The organism is Bacillus sp. D7-8, assembly GCF_052055895.1.
Lineage (GTDB): Bacteria > Bacillota > Bacilli > Bacillales > Bacillaceae > Bacillus > Bacillus velezensis.
The window spans coordinates 1,259,511-1,272,453 of sequence record NZ_CP179922.1 but is presented as its reverse complement, the minus strand read 5'-3'; the positions used below and the strand labels follow the sequence as shown (position 1 = coordinate 1,272,453).

The following is a 12,943-nucleotide window of genomic DNA, read 5'->3' as shown; positions in this document are numbered from 1 at the left end:
TTCTGTAGATTATGATGTTTTTCGGTAAAGTCCGTTCTGGACGGCTCTGAGCAGCGGAAAAGCATGTTCCCCGGCAAGCTGCATGAACGCCTCCAGCATTTCGTCGCGTTTCATATCTAATTCAATGATTTCTTTTGCCAGCGAAACCGCTTTTTCTTTCTCCATTCCTATCCTTCCTCCTCATTGTGTCTGTATAGTACAGCATAAAACGGGGCACAGGACCATGCATTAACCTTGTCAATTTTTCTGCCGCTTTTTTTCTAAAATTTTCTATTCCGCGTCAGAAAACCTGACAAGCGTCAGGTTTTTTCTCTTTTTTTCTTATATAATATGAGTAAAAGACATCCAGGGGTGGGAAAATGACGACAGACGAACAATCTTACAAAGATAAAAAAGTAATCTCGATCGGCATTGTAAGCGAATTAACCGGATTGTCAGTCAGACAGATCAGATACTATGAAGAACGGAAATTAATCTATCCGCAGCGTTCATCACGGGGAACGAGAAAGTATTCCTTCGCGGACGTTGAGCGGCTGATGGATATTGCCAACAAGCGGGAAGACGGCGTGCAGACGGCTGAGATTTTAAAAGACATGCGAAAAAAAGAACAGGCTCTCAAAAACGACCCGCAGCTCCGCAAAAAAATGCTGGAAGGACAGCTTAATGCTCATTTTAAGTATAAAAACCGCTGATCAAAAAAGTCCGCCTCCTGTGAGACGGACTTTTTTTATAAAGCATGAAGAAATGCAGTTGCAATGCCGAAATAAATTAATAAGGACAAAATATCGTTCAGCGTCGTAATCAGCGGTCCTGATGCAATCGCCGGGTCAATGTTCAGTTTATGAAGAATAATAGGGACGATCGTTCCGGCCATCGTACCGATAATCAACGTTGCAAGCAGCGATGAACCGACGACAAAACCGAGCGTTAAGTCTTTCTGCCAGACGGTTGCGACAATCGTAATCGCGATCGCACAGACGATGCCGATGTAGATACCGGTTCTTAGTTCACGGAAAATCAGTTTAAAGATGGTTTTTTTATTCATTTCTTCTTTAGCCAGTCCTCTGATGACGACGGCGAGTGACTGTGTGCCTGTATTACCCGTCGTTCCCGCAATCATCGGCATGAAAAACGCGAGGGCGACGACTTTTTGCAATGTATCTTCAAAATAATTCAGAATGCTTCCGGAAATCAATCCGATAAACAAAAGCAGAATGAGCCACGGCAAACGGCGGTACGCCGCAACGTACGCTTTCGTATCAAATGTAATCGCCTTACCGGAGGCTGCGAATTTTTCGTAATCTTCATCGGCTTCTTTAATCACGACGTCAATAATATCATCGACAGTGACAATACCGACAAGCACATGATTTTCTTCCACGATGGGAATGGCTAAAAAGTCATACCGCTGGATCAGCCGGGCGACTTCTTCCTGGTCTTGGAGCACCCCGGCCGAGATGACACGTGTAAACATGAGATCCTGCACTTTATCCTCAGGCTCGCCGAGAATTAAATCTCTGTAAGAGAGCACTCCGACAAGCTGCTTGCTGTCATTAATCACGTACAAATAATTTATTGATTCTGCGATTTCTGCAAAGCTTTTCAGCTTCACAACCGCATCTTTTACTGTATAATGCTGCGGAATCCAGACAAAGCGGTTCGTCATCATCCGGCCCGCCGATTCTTGCGGATAGTTCATCAAAAGCTGTACGGCCTTTGATTCCTCAGCCTCCATGCTGGATAAAAGCTGTTCTTTCAGTTCTTCATCCATCTCTTCCAGCAATGCGGCGAGATCGTCGTTATCCATTTTATTCATTGCGAGAGTGGCTTTCGTTTTACCGACTTTATGCAAAACGGCAAGCTGAAATTCCCGCTCCAGCTCTCCGATCATGTCGGTGATGTCATCAACCGTCATATATGACAGATAGCGGGCCCGGTGCTTTTCCGGCATTTCTTTAAACAAAAATGCCATGTCATAGGGCTGAAGCTCATCTATCATGTTTCGGAATTCTTTTATTTTTCCGTCCCGCAATAAAATAATTATGCGTAATATGAGTTCGTCATAGGTCATGTTTTGGACCATCGGGACTCGTACCTCCTTTACGGAGACGCGCCGTCCGTCAAGGGAAGTGCGGCGGTTTGTCTCCTCATCATGTCGTCACTGGTTATCTGGCTGTATATGGGTACTTCTTCTGACATACTCGAATGGGGAGAATCCATACTCCGCACCTCCTTATCATGCTCAGTCGTGTACGTTTTGAGGCATAAAAAAAACCTTCTGATATGAAGGCGAAAACAAGCACGGCAAATAAACGTGCGGGGCCTCCAATCGTAGAGCTTTAGCACTGTATGGCATAGGACAGCCATCCAGCTGCGTTAAGAATCACCTTATGTCGATGATTCCTGTTGACCCATTGGCGTCTTTGGACATTTTTGGGCAGCAGCGTATCTCCATACAGGAGCCTCACCTAACGAAGTTCTTATTTGAATTGACACACTGAGATTACAGAAAAAAAAGGAATGTGTCAACCTTAAATTTGTGATTTCAGCACATGCCTATAAAATAAACGGAATAAAGGCATAAAGCCCTTATTCCGGCAAATCGCTTTCATCCTCTTCTGAAAGGAAATGATAGGATTCATGCAGCATGAGCGCGTACTCCCCTTCTTTTGTCGGATGCGGTACATACTCAGCCTCGTTGATATACTGCTCTTCCCTTTTCTTCATATGACAGACCTCCTGTTCATTTTTAGATTGTCCAAAAGAAGATCCGTTATCATAGGAAAAAAAATTACTTGCGGCGCGGGACATGCAGCTATATTTTTCGGATCGTGAAAAAGTTCCTAAGCAGCCACGGGCCCGGTTTGAAACCGAGCGTTAATTGCCACGCGCCGATCGCCTGCAGTCCGAACTCCCGAACGAGAACCATTTTTTCACTCATGCTTCGCACATCCTCAAACCACACTTCATGCGTTCTTCCATTTTCATCAGTATACCGGAAGTAAGGGGAACGCTCCTGCTGGGAATAACGGATCACTGATTGATGCTTCATGGCCATTTCCATGGCGCGCTGATTGGAGATGGCGGATCCGATCGTTCCCGGACGGTACGGAATCACCCAATCATACCCGTACAGCGGAACACCGAGAATCACTTTTCTTCTCGGCACCCTGCTGATGGCAAAATTGATCGTTTGCCTGACCTCTGTCAAAGGCGCCACGGGTCCCGGCTCACTGCCGGCGTGGTGCCAGTCGTACGCCATAATGAACATATAATCGACGACGGCTCCGATTCCGCCGTAATCATATCCCCTCAGCCACGGCACTGCATCACTTGTTTTCGCCGGAACCGATATCGTTAACGCGAGCTGATGCTCTGAAAGCCGGGTTTTTAACTGCCGGAGAAATCCTGTGAAGAGGTCCCTGTCAGCTTCTCTGACCCGTTCAAAATCGATATTTACACCGCCGTATCCCTTTCTTACGGTTAAGGAGACGATATTGTTGACGAGATTCGTTCTTGCCGTCGGATTTTGCAGCACTTGATGGGCTAATTCCGGACTGAATCCCCCTTCTGTCAGATTCGTAATGACGGCAAGCGGACGCACTCTGTTCTGCCATGTGGTTTCTATTGCGGTTCTGTCGTTTAAATCGTTAATGATATCTCCATTCGAGCCAAAATGATATTCAAACAAAGAAATCGCCGAAGAATACGGCGCAAAATCATTAATTAGCTCTCTATCCGCTTCAGGCGTCCGAATGACATAAAATTGCAGGGTTCCCGCAAGATAGTTAGAGATATCAGGAATCTTCACTTTCATACCCGCCCGCAGCCGGTTCGGCGGAATATCCGGGTTTGCCTGCATCAGCTGCATCTGCGGCACATAAGCCTTACCTGCGATAACGGCATACGTATCATTCGGCTGAACCGTATATTCATTAAGAGGGATTAAAAGCGCCTGCCCCGGAACGATATTCGTTTCCTCAAGCCCGTTGACGCTTCTGATGCTGTCAACAGGGTATCCGTACTTTCTGCTGATGGAAAATAACGAGTCACCAGACTGCACTGTATGAACAAACATAGATGTCCTCCGTTTCCTTTTGATCAAAAGGGCTCTTCTTATCTTTATGAATGATCATCCGGTCCGATTCCAAACTCTGTTGGAGAAAGGCTGTTTACAAATCAGACATGATCAACTATGATGATGTCATCATAAAAAACTGTATAGGAAACGCACTAGGGGTGCTGTTATCGGCTGAGATAAAACATGCGGCAGGCGTGTTTTGATCCCTTATAACCCGATCTGGATAATACCAGCGTGGGGAAGTGCAGATTGACCGGAGCGCAGGGTTTTTCCCCATGCGTTTTCGTTCTGCTGCTGCATATTCCCTCGGATATGCAGTTTTTTATTTTTCATTAAAAAACGGGGGAGGACACCGCAATATGAAACTGAATATAAACCGCCTGTAAAATCAACTCTTTCATACATACGACTATCTGATAAGAAAGCAGGAGATCACAATGAAAAATTGGAAAATGAGAGAAATTGTCGTCATGTCGGTCATCAGTGTTGTATTTGCTGTCATTTATTTAGTATCAACTCATGCAAGCAATATAGCGGCAGGATTTTTCGGCCGGATGAGCTATGAACCGATTTACGGTATCTGGTTTATCGTCTCGGTGATTGCCGCGTACATTATTCAAAAACCGGGAGCGGCTCTCGTTTCTGAAATCATCGCCGCGTTTGTGGAGTGCTTACTCGGAAATCCGTCAGGACCGATGGTGATTCTGATCGGGATCGCACAGGGAATCGGTGCGGAAGCGGTCTTTTTTGCGACACGCTGGCGGGTGTATACCCTGCCCGTGCTTCTTTTATCCGGTATGGGGTCTTCTGTGACGAGCTTCATTTATGACTTGTTCGTTTCCGGATACTCTGTTTTGAATCCGGGTTTATTAGCCGTCATGCTTCTCATCCGTCTGGTCTCAGGTGCGCTTCTTGCCGGCCTTCTCGGCAAAGCAATCAGTGATGCGCTGGCTTACACAGGGGTGCTGAGCGGCATGGCGCTCGGAAAACAATTCAAGAAGAAAAAGAAACAGGTGAGCCAAGATGCAGGCATGTGAGCCCCTTCTATCGGCCGGCCGTCTTACCTTTTCTTATGATCAGGATGAAAAGCCGATTCTTCAAAACGTGTCCTTTCAGCTCCGCAAAGGAGAGCGGGCTTTATTGCTCGGGCCGAGCGGATGCGGCAAAAGCTCGCTCGCTCTCTGTTTAAACGGTCTGTACCCGGAAGCATGCGATGGGGTTCAATCGGGAACCGTTTCTTTATACGGAACACCTCTTTCACATCTGACAGAACCCGCCGCCAGATCCATCGGCGTCGTGTTTCAAGATCCGGACCAGCAGTTTTGCATGCTGACGGTCGAAGATGAAATCGCCTTCGGCCTGGAAAATTTGCAATATACAAAAGAAGATATGGACGCAATCATCGATGACGTTTTAGAAAAATTAGAGATCACTCATCTGAAAACGCGAACGATCGCTTCGCTGTCAGGCGGTTCAAAACAAAAAGTGGCGCTTGCCTGTATCATTGCGATGGAACCGGAACTCATTATTTTGGACGAACCGACGGCACAGCTTGATCCACATTCCGCACGTGAATTAGTGCGGCTGATCAAAGATCTTCAAGCAAAAAAAGGCTTCGGCCTTCTCGTTATCGAACATCAGCTTGATCATTGGGCGCCGTGGATGGACAGGACGATTGTCCTTGACGAAACGGGTCAGAAGGTGATGGACGGAGAGACGGACGTTATCTTTGAAACAAAGGTTGAAGAGCTGATAGAGCTCGGCATTCCGATTCCGCGTGTAATCTCATTGCAGAAGCACGTCAGCATTCCTTTTACATTGTGTAAAGAAAAGCTGTTTCACGAACCTGTACCCTCTCTGCCCGAACCCCGGCCCGCCGCGCTTTCGGCAGAAGACGCGCTGAGCGTTCACGAGCTGTCATTCTCAAGAGGGGCAGACGTCATTTTTCAGGATGTGAGCTTTTCCGTAAAAAAAGGTTCAATCACCGCGATTGCCGGCCCTAACGGAACAGGAAAATCCACGCTCCTTTCTGCCGCGGCCAAGCTCATCCGTCCGCTGGGCGGAGACATCAAAATAGACGGCAGACCGATTGATTCCTATTCTGAAAAAGAGCTGCGGCGGCTGATCGGATATGTTTTCCAAAATCCTGAACACCAGTTTGTCACAGATTCCGTCATTCAAGAGCTGATGTTCGGTTTTGAAAGCAGCAGAGCCGCAAAGGAGAAAGCTCTTCAGCTGTTAACCCGATTCGGCCTGAGACGCCATGCCTCACAGCATCCGTTTTCTTTAAGCCAAGGACAAAAACGCCGGCTCAGCGTCGCAACGATGCTTATGCACAATGTGAACGTTTTGATGCTTGATGAACCGACTTTCGGACAGGATGCCAAAACGGCGCGGGAGTGTATGCAAATGCTCCGTGAGATTCAAAAGGAAGGAACGGCTGTTTTGATGGTGACACACGATATGGAACTCGTCTCAGATTATGCCGACACGATCCTTGTGCTCTGCGGCACGAAACTGGTATTCCGGGGAACTCCCGACGCTTTATTTTCTGATAACACCAGGATCGCCGAGCAGGCGCATTTGGCTTTGCCGCTGCGGTATGAATGGATGAGACACGACAGGAGGCGGAGAAATGAACTTGCGGCTGGAGGCTGTTAATCCGTCAATAAAGGCGGCGGCTGTATTGTTATGCGTCATAATGCTGTCGTTTATTTATAATCCGTACACCCCTGCTTTGTTTTATATCATCATTGCGGGAGGTGTCCTCTCGGCGGGTCGTGTGCCGCTGAAAAAATGGCTGCTGTTCACGATTCCGTTTGTCATTCTGGCCTTCGGTTCTTTATGGACAGCCGCCGTATTCGGAAACATCCCGACAACCGGAAGCAACCTGCTGTTTAAGCTCGGGCCGATTGCCGTCAACAGTGATAACGCGGCGCTCGGGATTTCTATCGCGTTTCGTATTTTATGTTTTTCCGCTTTGTCGATGATGTTTCTTTTCACAACCGATCCGATTCTGTTCATGCTCAGTCTGATTCAGCAGTGTAAGCTGCCGCCCAAGCTTGCATACGGCGTTATCGCGGGGTTCCGGTTTCTCCCTCTTCTGAAAGATGAAATCCTGATCATCCGGCAGGCGCACAGAATCAGGGGCGCGGCGTCTGATTCCGGGCTGAAAGGAAAGCTCTCCGCCTTCAGGCGCTTCACCATTCCGCTATTGGCAGGCGCAATCAGAAAGGCGGAACGCACGGCGATCGCGATGGAATCTAAAGGCTTTACGGGGAGCCGAAACCGCACGTTTTACAGAACTGTTACCGTGCGCCGCGCCGACTGGTGCTTTTTCCTGCTCGTGCTTCTGTTATTCGGCGCAAGCTGGCTCATTTCATTGTTGTTTGTATAAAAACAGGCCGCCGGAGTGATTCGGCAGCCTGTTTTGTTATGTATGTTATTGATGATAATTGAGAGCCTGAGCGAGATTGGACTTGATCGTAATATCTGAGAAATTAATGCCGAGCTGTACGGCGGTTTGAGCGATTTCCGGCCTGATTCCGGATAAAGTGGACGTAACGCCGATCAATTTCAGCGCCTCAACTAATTTAAAAATCTGATGCGCCACCATCGTATCGACAACCACTACACCCGACAGGTCAATTAACAGATGTTCAATCAGCCGTTTTGCACATGTGCTCAGCGTATTTTCAAGAATGAATTTGGCGCGCTCCGTGTCAATATCGCCGACAAGCGGCAGCAGCGCCGTCCGTTTGCTCAGCGTGATAACCGGCGAGCTTAACTCCAAAATCATTTCTCTTTGCGCATTCAGCTGCATTTTTGAGTTATACTCGGCATGATCGACAAACGTGTAAATCGTAAAATCAAATACTTGTACAATTAAATTCTCCCATTTCTTCCTTTCTCCCTGTGCAAACGAAGATTCATGTTTATCGGCAAACGCATCATAATAACTGATGTATAGTCTCCGGTTTCTCATGAATTCACGGACCACATACTGGACGGGAGTATCCAGATGCTTCTGGTCTTTCGCAAGCTCAATCACCCACCGCTCAAACTCTTCTAAAAATTCTTTTTTCGGCATGATATACATTTTATTAATATGCCGGTAAAATTCTTTATCCTGCTCCGTCAGTTCTTCTGTGATGACGGGATTTGTCAAAGAATAAATCGAATTCGGATCCGAATCTTCCATCGTTTCGATCCACTCTTTCGCAATTTGATCCACTTGTTCTGAAAAATAGTTGTATAATGCTTCACTTATCTTCATATCTCTTCTCCTTTCCCATTTCCAATTATACCGTCAGCGGATCATGAATGAAAATAAAAGCTGTTAAACTATCCATTTATTTGAAATTTTTTAGTGCGATAGATTACGCCTTTTTTATGAAAATGCTTCAAATGACTCTTTCCGGCCGGCATGCTCTGCCATAAAATAGTAGCAACACCCTTGTATCCACTCGCAAGCATAAAAAAGGAGGGCTTTTTTATGAATGGTGAAATGCATTTGATTCCTTATGTCACGGATGAACAGATCATGGATGTGAACGAGCTTCCTGAGGGGATTAAAGTGATTAAGGCGCCAGAGTTGTGGGCAAAAGGGTTTAAAGGCAAGGATATTAAAATCGCGGTGCTTGACACAGGCTGCGACATCAATCATCCTGATTTGAAAGACCGGATTGTCGGCGGGAAAAACTTCACCGATGATGACGGAGGCAAAGAAGACGCGATTTCCGATTATAACGGACACGGGACACACGTTTCCGGAACGATTGCCGCCAATGATTCAAACGGCGGAATTTCGGGTGTTGCGCCGGAAGCAAGCCTTTTAATCGTTAAAGTTCTCGGCGGTCAAAACGGCAGCGGCAAATACGAATGGATCATTAACGGCATCAACTACGCCGTTGAACAAAAGGCAGATATCATTTCCATGTCACTCGGCGGGCCAAGCGATGTGCCTGAATTGAAAGAAGCCGTCACAAATGCGGTAAAAAGCGGTGTTCTGGTCGTTTGCGCGGCAGGAAACGAAGGCGACGGAGACGAGCGTACAGAGGAACTGTCGTATCCGGCCGCTTACAACGAAGTGATCGCAGTCGGATCAGTCTCAATCGCTCGTAAATCGTCTGAATTTTCAAACGCAAATAAAGAGATTGACCTGGTGGCTCCGGGAGAAAATATTCTCTCCACCCTTCCCAACCATAAATACGGGAAACTGACGGGCACTTCAATGGCCGCCCCGCATGTGAGCGGAGCGCTTGCCTTAATAAAAGGGCTTGAACAGGACGCGTTTCAGCGGACGCTTTCTGAGGCTGAAGTCTACGCCCAGCTCGTGCGGCGGACCCTTCCTTTGGACATCGCCAAAACATTGGCCGGGAACGGGTTTCTGTATTTAGACGCGCCTGAAGAGCTGATGGAAAGAGCCGAACAGGCACAGCTGCTGTCTTTCTGATATTTTTCTCATATAATGATTGATCAGCTTGTCACATCACCAATTTTTAAAATGTGAGATTTTCTATTGACAGTGATCTGAATAAGCTGATAAGATAACCAACAAATGATGTAACTTTTCAAAAAAATTGAAATATTTTCTCTTATCGAGAGTTGGGCGAGGGATTGGCCTTTTGACCCCAACAGCAACCGACCGTAATTCCATTGTGAAATGGGGCGCGTGATTTTTGCGCCGAGACGACTGTCTCATAAGGCACGGTGCTAATTCCATCAGACGTGATCTGAGAGATAAGAGAGGCTTACATTTTGAAGTTAAAGCCTCTTTCTCTCATGAGAAAGAGGCTTTTTTGTTACATCTCACTTAAAGGAGGAAACTTAATGACAACAATCAAAACTTCGAACCTCGGTTTTCCGAGAATCGGCTTGAACAGAGAATGGAAAAAAACGCTTGAGGCTTATTGGAAAGGTAACACTGACAAAGAAACGTTTCTTAAAGAGCTTGACGGTTTATTCTTATCAGCTGTCAAAACACAGCTTGACCAACATATCGATATCGTGCCGGTCTCTGATTTCACCCATTATGACCATGTGCTTGATACAGCCGTCAGCTTTAACTGGATTCCGAAAAGATTCCGCAGCATCACGGATCCCGTTGATACATACTTTGCGATTGCCCGCGGTGTAAAAGACGCCGTTTCCAGTGAAATGACGAAATGGTTTAATACCAACTACCATTACATCGTTCCTGAATATGACGAAAGCATTGAATTCCGTCTGACGAGAAACAAACAGCTTGACGACTACCGCCGGATCAAAGAAGAATTCGGAGCGGAAACGAAACCTGTCATCGTCGGTCCGTATACATTTGTCACGCTTGCGAAAGGATACGAAGAATCAGAAGCGAAAGCGATTCAAAAACGCCTTGTTCCTCTTTATGTTCAGCTGCTGAAAGAACTTGAAGCTGAAGGCGTAAAATGGGTTCAGATCGATGAGCCGGCCCTTGTGACAGCTTCTTCTGAAGACGTCCGTGCCGCAAAAGAACTCTATGAATCTATTACAAAAGAGCTTTCAGGGCTGAATGTCCTCCTGCAGACATACTTCGATTCGGTTGATGCATATGAAGAACTCGTTTCGTATCCTGTACAGGGAATCGGGCTTGACTTCGTACATGATAAAGGCAGAAACCTTGATCAGCTGAAAAAGCACGGCTTCCCGAAAGATAAAGTGCTGGCAGCCGGTGTGATCGACGGCCGAAACATTTGGAAAATCGATGTTGAAGAACGCCTTGACGCGGCTCTGGATATCCTCAGCCACGCTGATGTTGAGGAGTTATGGATTCAGCCTTCAAGCAGCCTTCTGCACGTGCCGGTGGCGAAACACCCTGACGAGCATCTTGAAAAGGATTTGCTGAACGGCCTGTCATACGCTAAAGAAAAACTGGCGGAACTCGGCGTCTTAAAAGAAGGGCTTCTGTCCGGCAAAGCGGCCGTCAGTGAGCAGATCGAAGAATCAAAAGCGGCACTTAAGGCTTTAAAAGCATTCGCAACAGGAGCGAACTCAGCTCAAAAAGAAGAGCTGAATCAGCTGACGGAAAAAGATTTCTCCCGTCCGGCCAGCTTTGAAGAACGATTGGCGCTGCAGAATGAATCACTCGGTCTCCCCCTTCTGCCGACGACGACAATCGGAAGTTTCCCTCAATCTGCAGAGGTGCGGAGCGCACGGCAAAAATGGCGAAAAAAAGATTGGACGGATGAACAGTACCAAGCCTTTATTAATGCGGAAACGAAGCGCTGGGTTGACATTCAGGAAGAAATCGGCTTAGACGTGCTCGTTCACGGAGAATTCGAGCGGACGGACATGGTCGAATACTTCGGTGAAAAACTGGCCGGATTCGCCTTTACGAAATATGCATGGGTGCAGTCTTACGGTTCACGCTGCGTACGTCCGCCTGTCATTTTCGGAGATGTCGAATTTATCGAACCGATGACGGTAAAAGATACGGTCTACGCCCAATCGCTGACGGAAAAACACATGAAAGGCATGCTGACGGGACCTGTCACCATCTTAAACTGGTCATTCCCGCGTGTGGATATTTCAAGAAAAGAAATCGCCTTCCAGATCGGGCTTGCCCTCAGAAAAGAAGTAAAAGCGCTTGAAGATGCCGGTATTCAGATTATCCAAGTGGATGAACCCGCGCTCCGCGAAGGACTGCCGTTAAAAACGCAGGATTGGGATGAATATTTAACTTGGGCCGCAGAAGCATTCCGGTTAACGACGTCTTCTGTGCAAAATGAGACGCAGATTCATACGCATATGTGTTACAGCAACTTTGAAGATATCGTAGATACGATCAATGATCTTGACGCGGATGTCATTACAATCGAACACAGCAGAAGCCACGGAGGATTTTTAGAATATTTGAAAGAACATCCTTACGTGAAAGGCCTCGGACTCGGTGTATACGACATTCACAGCCCGCGTGTGCCGGCAACTGAAGAAATCTATCAAATTATTGATGACGCGCTTGAAGTGTGTCCGACTGACCGCTTCTGGGTAAACCCGGACTGCGGACTGAAAACAAGACAGCAGGAAGAAACCGTTGCGGCATTAAAAAATATGGTCGACGCCGCGAAACAGGCACGAAAAAAACAAGCTCAGCTTGTATAAAAAAACAGCCATCCGTAACTTGCGGGTGGCTGTTTTTTCTGGGCGTGCTATTTATTCTTCAGCGCTTCTGCAAGTTCATATAATGAATCATACCGCTTAATTTGATAGCCCCGCCCTTCTTTTTGCAAATACCCTTTTTGGCAGAATTGCGTCAGCACATGCAAGAGATGACGGTAAGATACACCCAAATAATCACAGACCGTTACGTGCTTCTCTTTATAAACCCCTTCATAAGCCGTCTGCAAAATAAAATCAGCCAGCCGGTTTTCAAGCGGGAACGCCAGACTTTGTGAATATTTCGAAGCCATAAGCGTTGCCTTCGCACTTAGAAACTTAGCCAATTCACGCAGGAATTTCGCATCTTGCAGCAATTGCGCGCGGCAGCGGTAAATAGGCAGAGCAAAACAAACAGTCTTCGCTGAGGCTTGAATTCCTTTTGTGTAATACACTTCATGTAATAGTTCCATCTCTCCGATGTAATCATCTTTGTTGATAAAATTAATTAAAGAAACTTTCCCGTTTTGGTGGGTTACATATATTTTCGCTTTTCCTTCAATCACGTAAAACAGGAAGTCAGGCCTCCTGCCCTCTTGAATAATCCATTCGTCCCGCTCATATTCGCGCACTTCCATAAACTCTTCAGCGGGGAAAGAGAATAAATGCGCGATTGAGTGTTTTTCTAACTGATGCCGCTTTTTCTCGCCTTTATAAACTTCCATCGTCCACCCCAAAAATATGAGA

12 protein-coding genes and 3 riboswitches are annotated in these 12,943 nt (G+C 46.7%); of the genes, 6 read left to right on the top strand and 6 right to left on the bottom strand.

All coding sequences use genetic code 11. The features are described from left to right. Positions 1 to 9: 9 nt before the first annotated feature. Positions 10 to 165, bottom strand: coding sequence for a hypothetical protein (locus ACKTRM_RS06685; protein WP_003154733.1), 156 nt, complete (start codon positions 163 to 165; stop codon positions 10 to 12). 194 nt (positions 166 to 359) lie between these two features. Between ACKTRM_RS06685 and tnrA the strand changes: the two genes are divergently transcribed. After that, positions 360 to 692: a MerR family transcriptional regulator TnrA gene (gene tnrA / locus ACKTRM_RS06680; protein WP_003154734.1), complete on the top strand. Its 333-nt coding sequence runs from the start codon at positions 360 to 362 to the stop codon at positions 690 to 692. 35 nt (positions 693 to 727) lie between these two features. Here the strand turns inward: tnrA and mgtE are convergent, their stop codons facing one another. From mgtE to ACKTRM_RS06665, 3 genes are all read right to left on the bottom strand, one after another. Then, entirely contained in the window at positions 728 to 2,083 is a 1,356-nt protein-coding gene (mgtE, locus tag ACKTRM_RS06675; RefSeq protein WP_012117400.1) for a magnesium transporter, read from the bottom strand. A gap of 234 nt (positions 2,084 to 2,317) precedes the next feature. After that, a riboswitch (M-box (ykoK) riboswitch) is annotated at positions 2,318 to 2,483 on the bottom strand. A 106-nt stretch (positions 2,484 to 2,589) separates the two neighbouring features. After that, positions 2,590 to 2,727 carry a transcriptional regulator SplA domain-containing protein gene (locus tag ACKTRM_RS06670; RefSeq protein WP_003154740.1) on the bottom strand — a complete coding sequence of 46 codons (138 nt, stop codon included), beginning with the start codon at positions 2,725 to 2,727 and terminating at the stop codon, positions 2,590 to 2,592. 88 nt (positions 2,728 to 2,815) lie between these two features. After that, the gene (locus ACKTRM_RS06665; protein ID WP_012117399.1) at positions 2,816 to 4,078 is read right to left on the bottom strand and encodes a glycoside hydrolase family 18 protein; all 1,263 of its coding nucleotides are present in this window, start codon (positions 4,076 to 4,078) and stop codon (positions 2,816 to 2,818) included. 147 nt (positions 4,079 to 4,225) lie between these two features. Beyond that, positions 4,226 to 4,339, top strand: a riboswitch (TPP riboswitch). A gap of 179 nt (positions 4,340 to 4,518) precedes the next feature. Here ACKTRM_RS06665 and ACKTRM_RS06660 point away from each other — a divergent pair. From ACKTRM_RS06660 to ACKTRM_RS06650, 3 genes are read left to right on the top strand one after another with little or no spacing between them, the layout of a single operon-like run. Then, on the top strand, positions 4,519 to 5,118 hold the full coding sequence (locus ACKTRM_RS06660; protein WP_012117398.1) for an ECF transporter S component: 600 nt from the start codon (positions 4,519 to 4,521) through the stop codon (positions 5,116 to 5,118). Beyond that, positions 5,105 to 6,742 (top strand): ABC transporter ATP-binding protein, encoded by a 1,638-nt coding sequence (locus tag ACKTRM_RS06655; RefSeq protein ID WP_012117397.1) that lies wholly within the window; start codon positions 5,105 to 5,107, stop codon positions 6,740 to 6,742. Before ACKTRM_RS06660 ends, ACKTRM_RS06655 begins: the two co-directional genes overlap by 14 nt. Then, a complete protein-coding gene (locus ACKTRM_RS06650; protein ID WP_012117396.1) occupies positions 6,717 to 7,478 on the top strand; it encodes an energy-coupling factor transporter transmembrane component T family protein in 762 nt (253 codons plus the stop codon). Before ACKTRM_RS06655 ends, ACKTRM_RS06650 begins: the two co-directional genes overlap by 26 nt. Before the next feature lie 45 nt (positions 7,479 to 7,523). Here ACKTRM_RS06650 and ACKTRM_RS06645 read toward each other — a convergent pair whose 3' ends face one another. Further along, positions 7,524 to 8,357 carry an STAS domain-containing protein gene (locus ACKTRM_RS06645; protein ID WP_012117395.1) on the bottom strand — a complete coding sequence of 278 codons (834 nt, stop codon included), beginning with the start codon at positions 8,355 to 8,357 and terminating at the stop codon, positions 7,524 to 7,526. Between the two features lie 219 nt (positions 8,358 to 8,576). Between ACKTRM_RS06645 and ACKTRM_RS06640 the strand changes: the two genes are divergently transcribed. Together ACKTRM_RS06640 and metE are read left to right on the top strand one after the other, a co-directional pair. Next, positions 8,577 to 9,536 carry a S8 family peptidase gene (locus tag ACKTRM_RS06640; protein WP_012117394.1) on the top strand — a complete coding sequence of 320 codons (960 nt, stop codon included), beginning with the start codon at positions 8,577 to 8,579 and terminating at the stop codon, positions 9,534 to 9,536. 139 nt (positions 9,537 to 9,675) lie between these two features. Next, positions 9,676 to 9,830: riboswitch (SAM riboswitch) on the top strand. An 83-nt stretch (positions 9,831 to 9,913) separates the two neighbouring features. Next, positions 9,914 to 12,202, top strand: coding sequence for a 5-methyltetrahydropteroyltriglutamate--homocysteine S-methyltransferase (gene metE / locus ACKTRM_RS06635; RefSeq protein WP_012117393.1), 2,289 nt, complete (start codon positions 9,914 to 9,916; stop codon positions 12,200 to 12,202). 47 nt (positions 12,203 to 12,249) lie between these two features. Here metE and yeiL read toward each other — a convergent pair whose 3' ends face one another. Continuing rightward, on the bottom strand, positions 12,250 to 12,921 hold the full coding sequence (gene yeiL, locus ACKTRM_RS06630) for a transcriptional regulator YeiL (RefSeq protein ID WP_012117392.1): 672 nt from the start codon (positions 12,919 to 12,921) through the stop codon (positions 12,250 to 12,252). Between the last annotated feature and the right edge of the window lie 22 nt (positions 12,922 to 12,943).